Origin of the sequence: Rosistilla oblonga, from assembly GCF_007751715.1 — a bacterium.
GTDB classification, from domain to species: domain Bacteria; phylum Planctomycetota; class Planctomycetia; order Pirellulales; family Pirellulaceae; genus Rosistilla; species Rosistilla oblonga.
Map to the genome: position 1 here is coordinate 5,951,495 of NZ_CP036292.1, position 17,262 is coordinate 5,968,756.

The 17,262-nt window shown below is 58.3% G+C and carries 10 protein-coding genes; 4 read left to right on the plus strand and 6 right to left on the minus strand.

The genetic code is table 11. From position 1 onward, the window contains the following. Positions 1–209: 209 nt before the first annotated feature. The 4 genes from CA51_RS21075 to CA51_RS21090 all read left to right on the plus strand — a co-directional run bounded on the left by CA51_RS21075 (position 210) and on the right by CA51_RS21090 (position 7,766). Positions 210–2,273 carry an AAA family ATPase gene (locus tag CA51_RS21075; protein WP_145123141.1) on the plus strand — a complete coding sequence of 688 codons (2,064 nt, stop codon included), beginning with the start codon at positions 210–212 and terminating at the stop codon, positions 2,271–2,273. A 268-nt stretch (positions 2,274–2,541) separates the two neighbouring features. Next, entirely contained in the window at positions 2,542–3,519 is a 978-nt protein-coding gene (locus CA51_RS21080) for a DoxX family protein (RefSeq protein WP_145123142.1), read from the plus strand. A gap of 5 nt (positions 3,520–3,524) precedes the next feature. Then, the gene (locus tag CA51_RS21085) at positions 3,525–5,351 is read left to right on the plus strand and encodes a Gfo/Idh/MocA family protein (protein ID WP_145123143.1); all 1,827 of its coding nucleotides are present in this window, start codon (positions 3,525–3,527) and stop codon (positions 5,349–5,351) included. Between the two features lie 129 nt (positions 5,352–5,480). After that, the gene (locus CA51_RS21090) at positions 5,481–7,766 is read left to right on the plus strand and encodes a glutamine amidotransferase (protein ID WP_145123144.1); all 2,286 of its coding nucleotides are present in this window, start codon (positions 5,481–5,483) and stop codon (positions 7,764–7,766) included. Positions 7,767–7,873: 107 nt separating this feature from the next. Here the strand turns inward: CA51_RS21090 and CA51_RS21095 are convergent, their stop codons facing one another. From CA51_RS21095 to CA51_RS21125, 6 genes are all read right to left on the minus strand, one after another. Further along, the gene (locus tag CA51_RS21095) at positions 7,874–8,539 is read right to left on the minus strand and encodes a carbonic anhydrase (protein ID WP_145123145.1); all 666 of its coding nucleotides are present in this window, start codon (positions 8,537–8,539) and stop codon (positions 7,874–7,876) included. 266 nt (positions 8,540–8,805) lie between these two features. Further along, positions 8,806–10,074, minus strand: a complete 1,269-nt coding sequence (gene ltrA, locus CA51_RS21100) for a group II intron reverse transcriptase/maturase (protein WP_145120251.1) — start codon at positions 10,072–10,074, stop codon at positions 8,806–8,808. Positions 10,075–11,771: 1,697 nt separating this feature from the next. Further along, positions 11,772–13,586 carry a cytochrome c3 family protein gene (locus tag CA51_RS21110; RefSeq protein ID WP_145123147.1) on the minus strand — a complete coding sequence of 605 codons (1,815 nt, stop codon included), beginning with the start codon at positions 13,584–13,586 and terminating at the stop codon, positions 11,772–11,774. 12 nt (positions 13,587–13,598) lie between these two features. Then, positions 13,599–15,362, minus strand: a complete 1,764-nt coding sequence (locus tag CA51_RS21115; RefSeq protein WP_145123148.1) for a CRTAC1 family protein — start codon at positions 15,360–15,362, stop codon at positions 13,599–13,601. A gap of 152 nt (positions 15,363–15,514) precedes the next feature. Next, positions 15,515–16,627: a DUF1559 family PulG-like putative transporter gene (locus CA51_RS21120; protein WP_145123149.1), complete on the minus strand. Its 1,113-nt coding sequence runs from the start codon at positions 16,625–16,627 to the stop codon at positions 15,515–15,517. 90 nt (positions 16,628–16,717) lie between these two features. After that, positions 16,718–17,134, minus strand: coding sequence for a hypothetical protein (locus CA51_RS21125; protein ID WP_145123150.1), 417 nt, complete (start codon positions 17,132–17,134; stop codon positions 16,718–16,720). Positions 17,135–17,262: the final 128 nt, after the last annotated feature.

The window sequence follows — 17,262 nt, forward strand, 5'->3', positions numbered from 1 at the left end:
TTTCTGGCGACGAAGATTGGTACAATCGCATCGACAGGGCGACATTCTATCGGGTCGCTGTGCGGCTGTGAATACAATCCGGCAGTGCCCCGCCCGAGGGCGAACGGGCGTTTGCTGGACCGGGCGCCAACACGTGCCACGCTGATAAAACGTCCGCTCGTGTCCCCTATATACAAGTCTCTTCTCAATCCTCCTTGCTGGCCTGTGCTGTGGCTGTCGATTCAAAATGGTTACCAATTTCGCGAGCGGAGATCCTGCCCAAGGTGCTCGATGGCCTGCAGCAGCGGTTCATCTACAGCGACGAAATCGGTGACGTCCTTTCGGCGGCACTCTACGAACCGTGCAATCTGCTGCTGTGGGGACCCGGCGGACACGGCAAATCGGACATGGTCCTGGCCGCACTTCGCGCGATCGGCCTGACCGACGACGAGATCTTCATCCAATCGTTTGGGGAAGGGATGAGCGAAGATCGGCTGTGGGGCGGCCCCGACATGGCGTCGCTGGACACCTGCGTGCGGTACGACACCTCGCGGTCGTTCCTCGCCCCGCAATACAAAGTGGTGATCTTCGAGGAATTGTTCGACGCCCCGGCGCAGGCCCTGCTGCCGCTGAAGGATGTGCTCACGCGGCGGGTCTTTATGAACGGTCCCGATCGCGTCCCGATGCACGCCAAAGTCGTGATCGCTTGCACCAACAAAGATCCCCGCGATTTTGTCGAGGGAAACGACGCGGTCCAAGCTTTGATGGAACGCTTCTTATTACAGAAGGAGGTCCGTTGGCCGCAGTACGAAGAGAAGAACTACCGCGAATTGTTCGCCAAAGTCCACCCAAACGCATCGGCCGCCGGATATGAATTCCAGCGATTGCTGAGCCGCGTGATCGCCGGGCTGAACGAAGAGGCGTTTACCATGTCGCCCCGGATGGCGCTGCAATCGCTGGAAGTCGTCGCCAATTGCGCGAGGATTCGAGGGGACAATCTGATCACGGCCGACGCGTTCCAGAGCATTCGTTTTGTCCAAGGGATGCAGTCGTATACGGCGGACCTGAGTCGCAAGATCGAGAAGCAGCTGCCCAGCGGGGCGATCAAATTGAAGCTGGAAACGAGCGACCTCCGCGACGCGAGCGAAGATCCGCTGCGGACGTCGCGTGCTCAGATCCCGGCGCTGATCTCCAACAGCCTCAAGTCGCGCTACATCCACTGCGACGAGATCATCCAAGTCCTCACCCACGCCTTCTACCAACCGTGCAACGTCTTGTTGTGGGGGCCCGGCGGGCATGGCAAGTCGGACATGGTGATGACCGCGCTGCGCAAGCTGGGGTATGGCGAGGAGGAGATCTTCCTGCAGTCGTTTGGCGAAGGGATGAGCGAGGATCGGCTGTGGGGCGGCCCCGACATCTCCAAACTAGACGAGTGCCTTGAATACGATACGGCCCGATCTTTCCTGCCGTATGAGATGGTGGTGTTGGAGGAGATCCTCGACGCTTCGTCGCAGGCGCTGCTGCCGCTGAAAGACGTCCTGACGCGGCGGACGTTCATGAACGGCAGCCGCCCGGTGCCGATGAAAAGCAAGGTGATCATCGCCTGCACCAACAAAGATCCCCGCGAATTCGCCAAGGACAGCGACGCGATCAAAGCGTTGCTCGAACGGTTCCCATTGCAACTGGAGGTCCGTTGGCCATCGTACGTGCAATCGGATTACGAAGCGTTGTTCGCCAAATCGCAGCCCGACGCAAGCAGCGACAAACGGAAGCTGCAGCGAATTTACGCCCATGTGATCGCCAGCCTGAACGACGAACGCGAGGCCGGATTTAAGGTATCGCCACGGATCGCGTTGGGCGGTTTGCGACTGGCCGTCAACAGCGTCGGGCGGCATGGGCGGAAGCGAATGATCGTCGAGGACATCCTGACGATCCGCAACGTGCAGGGGATGGAATCGTACAAGCGGGACGTGGAATCGCTGATCCGGTCGGCTCTGCTGGAAGGGGGGATCGAGGTCTTGTTGAGCGATATCGACGAGCGGGCGATCAAATTGCGAGGGGAGATGGATGCGATCAACGCAAAATTTGACGCCGCTAGAACATTTGAAGGCGAAGCCCGCAGCGAGATGAACGACCTGGCGATCGAAGCGATGATCGAACTGATCAGCAGCGTCGACCGGCTGCGGATGGAGCTGGTTCAGATCGTCGTAACCGACCCCAAATTGATCCAATGGAAAAAGTTGTCGGAAAAAAATGTTGAGGAATTGGCCGACGAGATCGAAGCGGGGACGTAACACCGCCGAACAAGAGTAGGGACAGTCGCGATAAATCGGCTGGTACCGGTTTGGCGGATTTTGATTTGGATCGCTTTTCCAATTCACAGCCTCGCCGATCTGACAACGTTTAGCTATAATCCCTTGCTTAGCGGCTTTCGATGCGGTCTGGCACCGTCGTGTGGCTGGGACCGATCCGATCGGGCCCAAATCGAACGGAAGAAAGTTCGCTTTTGTGCTCGCGAGATTGCTCGCTCCCCTCCAATTGCCTCTTGCCCCAATTCAACGCATGGTGTCCGAGAAAATCCCATCCGCCGCCCCTTCGCGACTCGCTACCCTCTGCATTCCGTTGCGGCTGGCCACAGGTTGGGGGCCCTATCCCAAGAAACTGAGCCTGCTGGCAGCGTTGATGCTGATCCTGCTGCGACTCTCCGTCGGCTGGCAGTTCTACAGCGAAGGGACTGACAAAATCCAAAACGGCTTCGATTCGAGCCGCTTTCTGAGCGCCGCCCGTGGCCCGTTTGCCGAACACTTCCACGCTGTTGTCTGGGACCGCGACGGCGGCCTGCGATTGGACGACGAAGCGACTCAGCGACGTTGGCAATGGTACCGCAACACCGCCGGTTCGCACTTCGGCTTCGACGATGCTCAGCAAAAGCAAGCTGATCAAGTGCTCAAGCGAACCCTGAACCAATACCAATTTGTCCTCGACAACAACGTCGACGAACTGGCCGAAATCGATTTCGGTCGGCAACGCCTGGCCGATCTGGCGCAGCGTCCGGAGCGGAACGACGTGACGAGCCTGATCGGACAAAAAGAAACAATCGAGCGAGAATGGCGACAAAAACTGGACCCGATCTTGAGCGAGGTGGATAATGCATGGGAGAACCTGCAGCGCGACATGAACGCCGTTGCCAGCGACGACCAACTGCGCCGTCACGGTCACCTGGAACTGCCGCCACTTCGCAACCAACGAATCGACACCACCGTGATGGACAAGTTTGTTCCATGGTTCGATTGCACGATCGGCGTTTTGCTGATCTTGGGGCTGTTTACTCCAGTGGCTGCACTTGCCGCCGCGGGGTTCCTGTTTTCGGTTTTCCTGAGCCAGTTCCCACCGGCGACGGGACCTACATCCACGTATTATCAATTGATTGAATCGATGGCCTGCCTGGTCATCGCTTCGACCGGAGCCGGACGATTCGCCGGCCTCGATTCCATCATCCATGCTGCCTTCAATCGAGGCGGCTCCCACGAACAAGGGTGATCCCCATGGTCGATAAACTATCCGACGAAGCACGCCAAATCGGTAGTGCCAACTATTACGAAGCCGTTGGCGTCACGCGACGCGATTTCCTGCAGGGCGTTGTCGCTGCGGGAGCCGTCAGCGGTGCTGGCCTCGGCGCGATGTACTTCGGTTACGACAAGGTCACCGACCCGGTCCGCATCGGCGTGATCGGAACCGGCGATGAAGGAAGCGTTCTGATCGGCGGCTGCAACCCCGACTACGTGACCGTCAAAGCGATCTGCGACATTCGCCCCTACAACATCCACCGGGCGTTCCATGGCGATGTCAGCAGCCCCGCCGCGCAAGCCGCTCGACCAGGCCTGATCAAGCAATACGGCTACAAGAGCGAAGCCGAAGCGCGCAAGGAAGTCCAGGTTTACGACAGCAGCAACGGTGGCATCCAGGCGATTCTGGACGATCCCGATATCGAAGCGATCATCATCGCGTTGCCGTTGTTCCTGCACGCTCCAGTCGCCATCCAAGCGATGATGCGTGGCAAGCACGTGCTGACCGAAAAACTGATGGCACACAGCGTCGCGCAGTGCAAAGCGATGGCTCGCGGTGCTCAAGAAATGACCACCAAGGGAGGCGATCCGCTTCATCTGGCGACCGGTCACCAACGTCACTACAGCGTCAAATATGACAACGCGATCAACCTGATGCGTTGGGGTATGTTGGGCCAGATCCACCACATCCGCGCTCAATGGCACCGTGGCAACGTCCCGGGTGCCGACAGCTGGAAGATGCCGCTGCCAGGTGGCGAAGCGATCAACGGAACCAGCAAGCGATACGACAAGATCGCCGACCAGTTGAGCAGCATGAAGCGTAAGCTGGATGCCGAGACCGATCCGGCAACCGCGGAACTGTGGGCCAAGAAGATCGCCCAATGGGAAGCGTGGGATGCCGACAAGGGTGTCGACGCATCGGGACACGGATACGAAGACGGTTCGATCGGCGATCGCGTTCGCCCCGCTCTGGAAGAACTTTGCCGCTGGCGTTTGTTCGACCGCACCGGTGGCGGACTGATGGCCGAACTGGGCAGCCACCAGTTGGACGCTGCAACGATCTTCCTCAGCTCGCTGCGGAACGATGGCAAGAAGGCGCACCCGTTGAGCGTTTCCGCTGTCGGTGGTCGTCACATCTTCCCACACGATCGCGACGTCGACGATCACGTCTACTGCATGTTCGAATTCCCCGGCCCAGAATACGATCCGAAGTTCGGCGTCAAATACTATGATCGCGTCGAAAACTACCCCAACCCCAGGGGCGAGATCGAGGGCTACAACACCGATCCCGCCAAGAAGGTTGTCGTTACCTATTCGACGATCAACGGCAACGGTTTCGGCGGTTACGGCGAAGTCGTGATGGGTACTAAGGGAACGTTGGTTCTCGAGAAAGAGAAAGACGTCTACCTGTACAAGGACAGCAACACGTCAGCCAAAGTGGGCGTCAAGAAAGATGGCGACATGGCGGCGATGGACACTCAGGCCAGCGGAAGCATGGCCGCACCGGTGGCTCAAGCTGCCGACAGCGGTCCCGTCAGCCGTGGTTACAACGAAGAGATCGAGCACTGGGCGTATTGCATCCGCAATCCGTCGCCAGAAAATCGCCCGCGTTGCTACCCCGAGGTGGCGATGGGCGATGCGGTGATCGCGTTGTCGACCAACGTTGCGATCAAGAACGCTAACCAAGGCAAGGGCGGTTACCTGCAGTTCGACCCCGAGTGGTTCGAGCGTGACAGCGACAAGACCCCCGATGGCAGCGATGTGGCTGCGGAAATGAAGGCTTTGAAGGACTGGAAGCCCGTCTAGTTTGCGGCTTGCCAGAGAGTTGAATCAACCGGATTTGATCCGGTTGCGAAGCGCCGGGGCAATCGCCCCGGCGACCGCCTGTCGATAGCGGTTTGCGGCTGAGGGATCGGTTTTGCTACGATTGGGCTGATGAGCAGTTGGACGACGCAGCCGATTTTTGATTCGCTCGGGCTGATCGGCCTGGTGGCGATCCTCTTTGTGCTCACGACACTTCTTGTCGTTCCGCAATCGACTCAGCTGACACAGCGTCGGCGACGCACCCTGATCGGGCTGCGATTGATCGCCGCCACCGTCTTGGTCTTGGCACTTCTGCGGCCGACGCACGTCGTCACGCTCCAACAACCGGCGGCCGCAACGCTTGCGATTCTTCTGGACGGTTCACGCAGCATGACCCTTCCCGCCGGCGGCACTAAGTCGCGATGGCAATCGCAGAACGAAGTTTGGCAACGCATCGCGCCAATGCTCGACAGCGGCGACCCGACGCTAAAAACCGCCGTCTACGAATACTCCAGCGACCTCTCCCCGCTCGATCCGGCGACCGGCGCGGTCGATGCGTTTCTCCAGGCGCAGCCCGACGGAAAGCAGACCGATCTGGCGGCAGCCCTTCGCGACACGATCACCCGAGCCGCCGGCAGCCCGCTGGCCGGGATCGTCTTGATCGGCGACGGAACTCAAACGGCCGACATCGACATCGGCCCGCAAGCTGTGGCGCAGACGCTGGCCTCGCTGGAGGTGCCGCTGTGGACCGTCCCGATCGGCCCCAGCCAAGACACCTCCGCCGCCCGCGACGTCGCGATCGACGGGATGCCCGACCAGTTCAGCGTCTTCGCTAAGAACCTGTTCCAGGTCACGGCCACGCTCTCTGCCCAGGGACTCGACAACCGCTCGATTCCGCTGCGGTTGATGCTAACCAACGCTCAAGGCGAGACCGAGGAGATCGCCCAGCGGGAGATCGTCGCCCAGGGAGGCGATGACGACCAACGGATCGCAATCGAACTGCCCGCCCCCGCGCCGGGCAACTACCGGCTGGACCTGATCGCCGAACCGCAAGATGGCGAGATCCTGACCGACAACAACCGGCAAACCGCCTTCCTCGATGTTCGCGATGGCGGCGGCAGAGTCCTTTACCTGGAAGGGCAACCGCGCCCCGAACAGCTATTCCTGCGACGCAGCATCGCCGCTTCGGCTGATTTCGAGCTGACGTTCGAATGGATCGAGCGGATCGGCCAGGGCAAAAACTGGCCCGTCGATCTTGGGACTGCGTTTGATCCCGATCGCTACGACATCTACATCCTGGGCGATCTCGATTCCCAGGCGTTGGGAGAAAAGCAACTGCAAGCACTCCGCCAACGGATCGACGAAGGAGCGGGCTTGTTAACCCTGGGCGGCTTCCACAGCTTCGACGCCGGCGGTTACGGCAGCTCTCCCCTAGCCGACGTCCTTCCCGTAAAAACCTCTCCCGATCGCCGCCAAGCGTTTGGGCAACCGCCCGACCGCCAACTGCAGATCGAAGGTTCGGTGCCGATCCAGATCACCCGCCCCCACCCGATCAACCAACTGGTCTCCGGCGGCCCACAACAGGCCGCCTGGGATCGTCTGCGCCCACTCAAGGGAGCCAACCGCTTGCTGGGCCCCAAGCCGATCCCCGGGGTCGAGGTGCTGCTGGAGTCACCCTCCGAGGAGCCTCTGTTGGTGATCGGCGATTTCGGCAACGGCCGCTGCGCCGCCTTTGCCGGCGACAGCACTTGGCAATGGTGGCGACAAGGGCAGCGCGAGGCGCACCAGCGGTTCTGGCGACAGGTATTGCTATGGCTGATGCGGCGCGAACTCGCCTCCCCCGACCAGATCGTCTTGCAGATGGATCGCCGCCGATTCGCTGCAGATATCGAGGTGCAATTCCAGGCGAGTATCGGCGGCGAGGCGGACGATTCGCCGGAGCGAAAATTGACGGTCCAAGTGATCGACGCCGACGACAAAGCGATCGACGTGCCAGCGACAAGAGGCGACGCGGAACCGGGGGCGGCAACCGTCTGGACGGGCAAGCTGCCCGAACTGGCCGACGGGATGTATCGCTTGCGAGCTGTGGACACGACCGCTGGCAGCAAGATCGAGCCGAAAGAACTCGCCTTCCAAGTCGCGTCGATCGACCGCGAACTCAGCCGCCCGGTAGCCGATATCGCTCAGATGCAGCAACTGGCTCAGGTCACGTCGGAGATCGGCGGCCGATCGATCCCGCCCGACCAGATCGAATCGCTCCGCGAACTGATCGCCCAAAACCGCCAACGATCGGTCTCACCCGTCGTGCAACAATGGCGCCTGGGAGACGAACCGGTCAGCGGCTGGTTGACGATGCTGATCTTCGGCGGCCTACTGACCAGCGACTGGGTACTGCGGAAGCGTTGGGGCATGGCCTGATCCCGACCAACGAGAGCCCACGAATTCGCAGGCCCAGGCTTCCAAAGCGCACAGATTTACGCTGGGACAGATTTACGCTGGAGACGGGCTCGCAAAGAGCCTTCGCGCTAGATCAAGTTCGTCTTGCGATGCTGCACCGCGGGCTCGACCGGCGGGTCGCAATCGGTCAGCTTCAGGAACTGTGACGAGACCACATCATAGGCAAACACCTGTCCCGTCTCGATTTTGTAGACCCAACCATGCAGATGAAGATCTCCCTTGGCAAGCCGCGCGGCGACCGATGGGAGGGTCCGCAGGTTCTCCAACTGAACGAGAACGTTCTCCTCGACAGTCGCGCTCAACAACCGGTCCCCTTCCAATTCGCTGTAGTTCTCTTTCATGATCCGCCGCGTTGAGTCAGCGTTCGACAACCAAGCTGCAACGGCAGGCATTTCGACTAGCTGATCCGGATCGAGTATGCCCTTCATCGCACCGCAATGGGAATGGCCACAGATGATAATATCTTTCACACCCAGCCCGGCAACCGCGAACTCGATCGTTGCCGCTTCGCCCCCGCCAGCACCGTGCGGTGGCACGATATTCCCTGCGTTTCGCAAGATGAACAGATCGCCCGGCGGAGTCCGCGTCAACAGTGTCGGATCGATCCGCGAATCGGAACAGGTGATGAACAGGGTATCGGGAGACTGCCCCTTTGCCAGCTGTTCAAACAATCCCTGCAACGGCACGAAGCTCTCGCGTTGAAATTGATGGATTCCTTTGATTAACTTCTGCACGCTCGACCTCGATTCAAAACTGGCAATTTAACTTGGGGATTAACACGAATCTGATCGTCCGTGAACCTCCAGTTTTTACGCCACAGGACGCCAAGGCAAGAGCCCCAGACGCTGCCAGCACGCATTCCGCCAAATGAATTCAAAATCGGGTCGCCAGCGATCTGCTGACATTAAATCGAGTAGGGTGAGCCAGCGGAGCGACCGCTGACTCAGCCCTCTCACAGAACCGTACGTACGGGTCCGTATACGGCTCCTGTTTTACTTGCCTAGGTTAATCCAGGAAGGCCTCCAGTCTCCAATTCGGTCAAGTCAAACAGGCCAAGTTCCGCCAGGAAGCCATTGCTGATGGCCATACTGGCGTAAGAACTACGCGACGTACGCCACGCGGTCATTCGCATCTTCTGGAGGTCACCACGTACGCCGACCTGCCGCAAGCGGCGAATCAGACGCGTCGGTTTCTTCCACAACGCGAGTTGCTTGGCCCGTAATCGTCGCCGAATCCATCTAGCCAACTCGCGATACAGACCTTTGCAGTTCGCCATCCGGAAGTAGCTGCCCCAGCCGCGAAGCACCGGATTCAGGTCAGCAATGACCTTCTCCAAGTTCACCGGGCTGTTCTTGCGAGTGATCACTTTGACCTTCGCCTTGAAGGCCGCGACTTTCTCGGCAGCAATGCGGGTGTGCATGCTGCCGATCACGACGCCCAAGAACTTCACACCCTCACAGGCTGAAGTCAGGTGCGTCTTATCGCGATTGACGGTCAACTTCAAATCACCTTCCAGAATCTCCACTGCAACGCTCATCGCATGAGCCGCCGATCGCTTGCTCCGACACAGGATCAGAATGTCATCGGCATACCGAACGATTCGGTAACCACGACGCATCATCTCCTGGTCGAAAGCATCCAGGTAAATATTGGCGATCAGGGGACTGACAACACCGCCTTGCGGGCTGCCCAGCTCCGTCGCCTCCCAGACACCTTCGTTCATCACTCCACTGGTCAAAAACATTTTGATCAGATTCAAAATGCTGCCATCGGTCACCCGACGACGGATCGACGAGAGAATCAAGCCGTGATCCAACCGGTCAAAGCATTTCGAGAGATCCATATCGACGACTTGGTCGAGACCATATCGCCGGATGAACATCGTTGCTTTGGCGACTGCCTGTTGGCAACTGCGGCCCGGTCGGTAACCGTAGCTTGATGGATGAAAGTCAGGATCAAAGATCGGCTGCAGGATGTCCAGCAACGCTTGCTGGACGACTCGGTCGCGAACTGTTGGGATGCCAAGATGCCGCTGGCCGCCTTCCGGTTTCGGAATCGAAACTCGGCGGACCGCACTGGGCCGGTAAGTCTTGCTCCGCAGTTCGCTCACCAACCGCGTCAGCTCCCCCAGTAAATCAGCTTCAAACGCATCGATCGCTTGCCCGTCGATGCCAGGTGCACCCTTGGCACGTCGGACTTTCTCGAACGCGCGAGCCAAAGCTCGGCGATCAAGCAGTCGGTCGTAGAGGCTGTAGTAGGTTCGCTTCATGACTGTCGGTCGGTGGTCTTTCGTTGGGTCGAGCGCTTTCTGTCGAATCGGTTGGCAGTGTGGCGGTTGGCTTCGAGCGGACGCCTCGTGTGCTATTCCGGTAAAGGACAATCGCGAGGCGTCGAGTTTGCTGAGTTACTTCCACGCCGACGGACGAATCGAGCAGCTTAGCAGTTCCCCGCATCGCCACTGTGGACCGTTCCCCGAGACCTTCGATCTTCTCGGATTGTGTCGGCTGCCGATTGCTCGTTTTCGGTGTTCTCTCCAATCACAAATAAAACTTCCCCCCTTCGCATCCAGTGATGACCTTTTGACTCATCTCTGTCCGGCGTGACTCGCTTCTCGGTTACCGCCGATGCTTTGCACGTCGTCGCCACGGTTTTGTCCTCCAGACTGTTACCAGCTTTCACGGGCCGCGACTTATTCACTACTACGGGTTCATCTGACTCCTGACACCACATCGATCGCTTCTTGTGTTTCCACTTGAAGCGACCTTACCGGCTTCTCACGCTTCGCCTTTGGGGGAGCTAACGCGGCCACGGATAATGTCAGGTCTCCCCAGTTACTGCACTGGCTCCCTGACGATGATGACGTCCCCAAACACTTCCGGCGGCTGTTCATGTATCGGGCATCGCGACTTTTTGCACGCTCGCCCCCGCCGGCAGCCGAATCGGGTTCGCTTTCGCTACGTTCCATCGTCCTCCTATCGCTTCCTTCAGACCCGCAGTCACCGGCGGAACCCTTGCGAATCGAATTCAATTCCCCATGAACAGGGCTTGGTCGGTGACAAGCACCGACTGGGTTTGCCAGCTTCGCTGGGCAAACAAAAAGGTCGCCCAAGCATTCGCCTGGGCGACCAAAACCATGCAAAGATGGCTAGACGCAGATGCTATTTAGTGCAGCAAGTTGCATTGCACTGATCGCTGCATTGGCAGGGACCGCCGACATCGCACGCACACTGATTTTCATCGCAAGCACACGACTCGCACGTGCATGATTCGCCACAGCAGACGCAAGGCGCTGCCGCTGAGGATTGAGCGAACGGGGCGACGGCGATTCCACCGACCAAAGCGAGACCGACAAACATAAGCTTAAACATAGGTAATACTCCAAACTGAAATGTTGTTATCAAAAACAGACTAACTTCAGCGTGGAGGCCTATTTCCGCCAAACACACAACGTCGCTTGCCGCCGGTTATGACACCAGGGTAGCGGAGCAGAAGAGTGATCGAGTGCAGCGAGAGACGCATGCGGCGGCACAGTCGGAACAAAGACCGCCCAGGCGACAGGCGGAAGTTCAACCGAAGCGTTTGCTTCGCTTGGCACCGCGGGTTCGCTGGCCAATGGGGCAGAGAGGTCGCAACATGAATTGCAGCCTTCGCCCTGCGTGCTGTCGCAGCAAGTACGCCCTGCGGTCGCAGGCCGCTCGCAGCAACAAGAACCGAGATCGGACTGAGGTGCACAGCATTCACCGGGCGACTGCTCAACCGCGCAACGGCAGCTGGAGATCCCAGGAACTGGAATCGCTATCGCGAGGCAAATGATTGCCACGAAGAGAGGGCGAAGTGCGATCATGCTTCAATGGTACGACCAGTCGAGACAAAATTCAACTCTTTCGCATCGCACCCCTGTGCCGATGCGAGCGCCAGTTGGCAGCTGAATGCTGAAATACCATCTTCTCCGCAGCCAGTCCACGGCTATTTTTGCGAAGCGTTCTGCTTCTGAAGGAAAGCTTCGGCGCGATCCAACCAAGCCTGAATCTGAAGGTCTGCAGGAAACCGCTCGACGGCACCGCGTGCCAACACAACTGCGGCTTCAAATTCTTCGGTCTGCCCCAACAAATGGATCAACCGCCCCGTAACGTCCGCATCCCAAGGATTGATTTTCAGATACTCGCGTCCGTATCGAATTCCAGCACGCAACGAATTCGATTCGTGAGCGAGCATAAACAACGTCTTCAGCGCCAATTCATCCTGTGGCCGACGCTGAAGGACATACTCCAGCTTCTCCTGGGCTCGTCTGCTGTCGCGAGTCAAATGATACAAACTGCCGGCATGCAAATACATTGAAAGGTCGTCGGGATGCTTGGCGAGATGCGCCTCGATCTTTGGCGTAAGCAACAACGCGCTGTGCTGATCGTGCTCTGCGATGCAATGCTTTGCCGCGATCTCCAGCAGCGCCCGATCGATCGTTTCGCTGGGCAACCGCAACGCCGCATCGTCAAATGCCTGCAGAAAATCGGTTGTACCGGCCGACTCATCGGCAACCGGCGGCTGGTCGTAGTTCCTTAACACGCGATGGTCGGTCGTGGAGGTGTGCGCGACGTCGGACGACAAGGCTTTGGGCATATGGCACTGCATGCACGAATCCTCCTTGCTGACCGCTAGCCGTTCAGCCGGCGGCATGCTGCACTGAACCGACGCATCGTTATGACAAGCGATACACTGCTGGCGATAAAAGGAGACAGCCTCAGCTCCGGTTGGCGAAAAATGCGGATCGTGGCACGACGTACATTGCATCTGCGGCGTGCTCTTTTGAAAACAGGCACTCGAACGCATCTGCTCTACCTGCGAAACCGCGTTCTGGCTGTCGTGACGTCCCGAGACGGGCTCGACAAAACAAACCCAAGTCTCTTCCAAGTTGTCGCCCGGGCGAAAGTCATAGGCGGTCTTCCCCTCGCGTAAAACGCGATCCGCCGCGACCAAGTGGCACTGGTTGCAGATGCTCGCCTGTTTCGCCGGCTCCAGTTTCGAGATGGCAAGGATCGGGTCGCTACTCTGATCCCCCTCGGCTCGCTTTCCGTTGTGCCAATCGACATGGTCAGCCGCTGCGCCGTGGCAGTTTTCACATCCGATAGCAAACTCCGAAAACATCGGCTGCTGAAATCGGTTCGCAGCATCTTCGATCGGACTGGGACGCCCGAAATGACACGCCACACAAGCCCCCGAAACGCGGCGATCGAAGTGTCGGTTGTTCTGATGGTATCCCGGAGACAAGTCCCAGCGACCAGCCTGCGAATACCAAGTTATCGGAGACTGAAAGAGCATATCGTTTTTCGCGATCAAATAAGACCTGCCCCGCTCCCCCGAACCAACGTAAAAATCGACAGGGAATGACTGAGTGTACTGAACCTCGCTTTCCGTCGGCGATTGCTCCTGATGGATCATCTCTCCGTCGGCAGATCGCTCTACGCGATAACCGAACCCCAACTCAGAAAACTCACTCTTTGCCGGATCAAAATCTTCGATCACGCGCATCGATGCGTCGGCAAGCCCAGCAGAATTCGCCATCGGATGAGCACTATACCGCTCGGCAATCTCTTGATGACACGCAGCGCAACTGGCACTCCCCGCATACCGCGGCGGCTCCACATCGGCAACCTCAGCCGACACCTGGTTCGCAGGTGGACCGGACTCCAGCGACTGTGCATCGCAACCAAGGGATAGCGTCAAAGCGACACCGGCAGCAATCCATCCGAACAGCGACCGGGAAACAACGGGAGCTCCATTCATGCGTTCAAATGCCTATGGTGTCCTGTCGGTGGTGTGCACAGCCAATTCAGCGGGCTGGCGAATCGTAACCTGTCGGTTCGGTTCTACAACAACTTGCGTCGATTGATCCGACCACGGCCAATGGACAGTCAGCTCGCACGGCTCGCTCCAATCTCCGAGCCCAAAGAATAGACGAGATTCGTGCGACGTGCAGTAACTGGAACCCGACACCAGTTGACGCGCGACCTGCCGATCTCCAAACCGCGCCACGACGCGTGCCCCCAGCCCACGGCGATTGGCTGCCGATCCAATCAGATCGACCGACAACCAATTCCCCGCTTCGCTGCGGTTGCTGAACAGCGAAACGTTGTCCAACTGGTTCGCCATCAAAAGGTCGGGTAAACCATCGCGATCGACATCGCCCACCGCCAACGCTCGCCCAAGGCGTGGCACTGAGAGACAGGGAATGTTTCCGCCGGTCTCATGCCATCGCTTGCCATCGAACGAAAACAGCTGAGGCACCATCTTCCCCGCCGCCCCAAAATTAACGTGCCCATTGGCAACAAACAGATCCATCGATCCATCGCAATCGAAGTCCTGCATGCTACATCCAAAACCAAGCAGGCTGAGCGTCGGACGATGCAATCCCTGCCGGTTCGTAACGTCGCGAAAACCGTTCCCCAGACTGGCATACATCGTGTTGGAATCGGCAGAGAAGTGAGTCACATAGAGGTCGGGCGCACCGTCGTTGTCATAATCTTCACATGCAATTCCCATGCTCGCTTGATTCAACCCCGCACCACTCATGGCGCATCCCATCGCAATCCCCTGCTCGCGGAAGCCTCCCTCAGCATTGGCGAGAAACAGCAGATTTGGCATCACGTCGTTTGCGACATAGATATCCAGACGGCTGTCGAGATTCATATCCGCGATAACCACTCCCAACGACTTGCTGTTCTCAGCCTCCAGCCCCCAATCCACCAAGCGATCGCGAAACCGACCATCTCCCAGATTTTCGAAGCAAGCGTTCTCAACGGCGCTCAAGTCGCTCGGGTTGCAGATCGCGGGCTTCCCCGACTTGGAATAACAAGGAAAGGGCGAGCGGACGTCGTAGTCCAAATAATTGCAGACGTAGAGATCCAGATCCCCGTCACCATCCAAATCGCCCCATGCCGCCGACGTGCTCCAACACGTTTCCCCCGTCCCCGATTCCTCGGTGATATCGCGAAACGTACCATCCCCTTGATTCTGCAAGAGGATGTTTTCGTCGATGTTGGTGACGTAGATGTCTTCAAATCCATCCCCATCAAAGTCGGCGATGGCGACGCCGTGCCCATAGCCGTGATGCTTAATGTCAGCAGCGAGAGTCACGTCGGAGAAGCGCGTAGTGGCGGATGTCGAGGCATTTCGGAACAGCCGATCGCCCGCCTCCGGCTCCAACAAGTCGCCTCCCTGCACCAGAAAGATATCCTGTTGACCATCGCGGTCGTAGTCGATCCACCCCGCGCCGCCGCCGGTCGCTTCGGGCATCAAGAAATCACCCCGCGCCCCGGTGTCAAAGACAAACTGCAGCCCGCTCGCCAAAGCAATATCGGCAAACGCTATCGACTGTTTCGCTACCTGCGGCTTGGGCGGCTTCCTCTCAGGGCGGTCGCTTGCCGTGGGCTCCCGATCAACAACAACCGGCTCCGCAACAACAGCTTCCCGCTCGGGCGAATCCACCTCGCGAGGACTGGTATCGCAGCCCAACAGCAACCCGAACCAGATCCCGAAAACCCATGAGCTTCGAATCGACATGCCTTATCAACATACCTATGGCGGTGCATCGAATAAATTCGCGGCAGCGGTCGCGCCGCGGAAGATAAGCACAAAAACTATCTCGGCGCAAAGCATTGGGGTGCAGTGCACCCCAATGTATCTTCATCTACCGATTTCAGTTTTCAGAAACGCTACGGAAGTTGGACCGATTCACCACCACTCATCGTAGCCATTCCCATCTGCACGAGAACGTCGACCGTCTCGCCGACGAATCGCACCGATCCGTCCCCCATCACCGCCTGAGCACCGCCGGGATGCGTACTGCTCCAACTGTTGCAGCGACCATCCTCATAGCCGTTGCCGCCGGGAATGGTTTCGGGTCCCGTGTTCATGGTCTTGATCAGCGAATCAGCCGCAGTGAACGGAAAGAACCAACTCGCTTGCTTGTTGATCATGTTCGGCTTGGCCTTGCTGCTCGCCCAACTGTGGTTTTCAAAGACGGCAATCGTATTGGACATTCCGTCGACGAAATCGGCATCGTCACAACCTGCGTTGCGATACCAAAACGGCCCCTTCAAACGTTGCAGCCGACCGGCATCCCCCTGCCAACCAAACTCACGTCCGCTTTCGACCCATTCATCACCGGCAACGATTCCCGCCAGGCTCGTGTCACCACAATCTTTCCAACCCGACCAGATAAAGCCCATGTTGCCGACGTAATCGGTTCGCGTCGTGTTGAAAGAAGCGCGAGCATTTCCGTTGACCAACACGTCTTGGGTATCGCGAGCGGCACCTCCTTGGAAGTGTTCGGGCTGCGGATTGCTGGGGCACAGGTAGCCAGGAATGACGGTATCGCGAACGATTCGCGCTGGCGCATTGTCCAGCGAACCATGCCACGCCGACGCTCCCATCACGGTCTCAAAGTCCAATTGCTCGTACAGCGGCCCCTGCTCGATGAACGGCAGGATCCCCGTCATCCACGACACACAGGTAAACTGGTTTGATGGAGCAACGCTGGCCTTGGTAAGGTCTCGCTGCAGAGGAAGATGGCGGTAGGTGTCGAGGTAATTGTGGATCGCAAGCCCCAATTGCTTACAGTTGTTTCCACACTGCATGCGGCGAGCCGCCTCGCGGGCCGCTTGCACAGCGGGTAACAACAACCCAACCAAAATTCCGATAATCGCAATCACGACCAATAATTCCACGAGCGTAAAACCCGTGCGACGGACACTTCTTCTAAACATTTCTGAATCTCCCGATACGAACCTGAGATAAAAAACAACAGCGACGCGGCTTCGATACATATTGAAACAGCTCGGGAAATGAAACCGACCGAACTGTGAAGTGATATAGATCCGATGCCAGCAAACGAAATAACTTTCGCTTGCCTAGCCTCACTTGGTTTTTACGTCGATCGTGACGACGCTGTCGCCATCTCCCACCTCGACCGTTGTCAGTTCAGCCGAGTTTGGGTTCGAATACTGTGGTGGAAACTGGACTTCGACCGGTGCTTTGTTCGAGCTGTAGTCGACTTCGGCGCGAGGAGCACTTAACAAGACCTTGTACGTGCCTGTCGGCGCCCCCTGGTATCCCCCGGCTGCCACAATCTCAAACGCGCCTTGATCGTCGGTCACTCCAGTCAGCCCCATCGCAGCGGAGCCTTCACTAACCAAAGTGACCCCGATACCTGCGGTGGGCGTCCCATCGACAGTAATCGTCCCCGTTACGGGGTGCACTGGCACGCCCCCGCCACCACAACCGAGTACGGTCGCGGCAAAACCAACCCACAGCAACATGCGAACTTTTAGCATTACTGGCCCTCGATAGAGTCAAACACCGATCAATCTGGAAATGAACAAGACCACCCTACCTTAAGGGAACTCCACCGCAAAAGCCAGGTGTCCCTCACACGGAAAGGGGAACTACTTCCACCGTCCGG